Annotated in this window: 2 protein-coding genes; both read right to left on the bottom strand. The window is 49.3% G+C overall.

What is annotated here, in order from left to right; all coding sequences use genetic code 11:
- Positions 1-163 precede the first annotated feature (163 nt).
- Positions 164-1366, bottom strand: a complete 1203-nt coding sequence (locus JW883_13870) for a helix-turn-helix domain-containing protein (protein ID MBN1843353.1) — start codon at positions 1364-1366, stop codon at positions 164-166.
- A 203-nt stretch (positions 1367-1569) separates the two neighbouring features.
- Positions 1570-2672, bottom strand: a 1103-nt coding sequence (locus tag JW883_13865) for a hypothetical protein (protein ID MBN1843352.1), incomplete at its 5' end; no start/stop codon positions are given.

The following is a 2672-nucleotide window of genomic DNA, read 5'->3' as shown; positions in this document are numbered from 1 at the left end:
TTGCCTTCGCGCAGCGCAGGCGCTTGCGCCGCGTGTCATCCTTGCAGCAAGTCGCCGACGCGCCATAGCTTGGGCGACGGTGCGCTGCAGGGTATTCCGGCGAAAGCGAATAAAAAAGGGCGGGGTTTTTGCCCCGCCCTTCATAGCATCATTTTTCCCGCAGTTAGCGTCGTCCTCCGACGTGTTTCTTATCAAACTCGTTTAGCCATTTCTTTATCTTGACCATCTCCTGGTCTATCTCCTTGGACTTCTCCGGGTCATATTCCTTAGCCCTCTTGAGGTGCCGATCCATGGCTTCTCGATATTGAACTGCGAGTTGTTTTTCCCCCTTGCTGATCTTGCTTGAGGCCATGGCGTACTCGATCGCTGCCAGCCTTTTGGTGATCATATCTTTTTGAATATCCGTTGAGGCAAAAGGAATGGCTTCAGCCAAGTAGCCTTTGGCCGTCTCAAAATCTGACATGGCCCCCTTGCTGAGAGCAAGGTTTGCTTTTCCGCATAACACCAAGAAAGTAATGCTATTCAAACGCATCCGAATCGCGTGCTTTTCTGAGTCAGAAAGTGCGTATTTGGAGGCATGCGTAAGATATGACCGGACAGCCGAAAGATCTGGCGTCCGGCCTGTATTCAGGATATCGTCAGCTCGTCCTACCAGATAATCGGAAAGAACACCATATGCCTGTTTTCTTGTGTAAAACTCTTGCTCTGGCAAACCCTCAAGGATCTTTGAATCAGAAAAGCTAGCCACTCGGGTTTCCCCCATAGGGGCAAACCTGCCTTGCCAGACCTCAATCATCTGCTTGTTGTGTTTGAAATAGAACTTGTTCGAATTCGACACACTAGACATCAGAAGAATGGCCAACACGAATGCAAAAGCGCCTATTGCGTACTTCAAGGTCTTATCCATGGGCTCTTCAGGTGGAGGTGTATAAGACGGCGGAGAAGGCGCTTCCGTTCGAGCCTTGGGTTTAGCAGGCTCGGGAGCCCTCTCTTTTTCCGCGCCTGGTTTTGATGGCCCCTCATCAAACCGCTTGAAGAGGAGCTTCCTAATCCTTTCGTTCTCTTTCTCGCTTTTCATTTTCCGTTTCTCCTCTGCCTTTAATTTGCTATCAGCACGCGCTTGTTCTTCTTGTTTCTTTTTCAGCCCACTGAACCGTTTCCACAACTTGTCAGAAACAGGGCTTCCCATATTCAACCCGTCCATACCTTCGGCCTTGTATCGTTGCAACCACCTGTAATAGGTAGATTGGGCAAGCCCTACCTTTTCCAAGGTGGCTTTGACCGAGTCAGAGAGAAGTTGCACCCCATCCAAGATGGCCTTTTTTCTCTCGGCCTCTTGTGAACCGGCTACTTCTTTTGGTTTCACAGACTTTTTTTTCGTGGATTTTAGCAGGCTTTTGCGACCCATACTCCTATCCCTTTACACTCCAGCTATACATCTAGGTGTTCCGAAACAATTGTCCATATATACGGTTCCACGCTTTTTGTAAAGGGATTTCTTTCGTTTGGGGGTTTGAGATTGACCGGTTTCCCGGTCAATCTATCCACGCTAGACCGCAGGACGGGGAGTCAATTGGCTTGACCGACCGAACACAACTCTGACGCAATGGTGGAAATGAAGCATCCGCCGCCGCCGCTTCCGCCTCCAGCGCCACCACTGTCGGCACCGTTGTCTGCGGATGAGGATGAATAGGTCAGGCCGATGCCGCCAGGGTCAACGATGATGCAGTTTTGCACCCCGTCGGCATCACCATAATCACCGTCTTCAAGTAACAAGGTAACAGATTTCCTGTCACCACTGAATACGGATAATATTGTTAATTGATCTGCCTGCCAGCCATTGACAGAGTCATACTTATACCATTGAGCGCCATCGGGCGCAGCCTCGGATAGATATACGGTCACCTCTGCACTATCACCGGGATTGAGAACTCTCAATTTAAAACTGATGACTCCCAATGGTATTTCGTCCGGCATTTCCGCCGTATGAGGAAGAGTCTCCGGATCAATGGACTTGACTGCTTCAATGGAAACAACGCTTGGGTCTGCCTTCACGCCTATCTGTCCTTCTCCTACCACCGTGTTGACACATTTGATATCACCTTGATTGACATCAGGGGTCCCATTGCCATCCAGGTCCACCGTAGCGTCAACCTCTTGATTATCAGGTATGCCGTTCGTTGGCTCCACGTCATTTCCGGTGAAAAGTGTTTTGAATGAGTAAATATCTGACCACTCTGATCCACTATTTTGGTTGTCAAAAAACCTGAGTCTCCAATAGTAAGTCGTTTCTTCATCCAAAACAGATCGAGGAATAATCAATGAAGTCAGATGAGACTCGGAATCTGCAGCAAAGACAAGCGTGCCTTCCGAAAAATCATTCTCTTTGCTGCTAATTTCCCATCTCGTGCGTCCGTGAGCGTCTCCATCCGGGTCAAAAAACTGGCCAGCGTACAATTCCGGCGTTAAGGAAACGTCCGGTTGCCCATCATAAGGAGATATAATGGTCGGTTGTTGAGGGGGACGATTCGATTCAGGGATGTTTGTGATTGTCATTGTCTTTTGCGCTGTCCTTGTCACATTCGCAAAGGTGTAGCTGGCCGTAATAGTGACTGTCTGCTCACTCGGCACCAATGACGTGGTTAGCAGGCCGCTTCCGGTGATGCTGGCAT

This window comes from Deltaproteobacteria bacterium (assembly GCA_016930875.1).
Lineage (GTDB): Bacteria > Desulfobacterota > Desulfobacteria > Desulfobacterales.
This window is presented reverse-complemented; position numbering and strand designations above follow the sequence as displayed.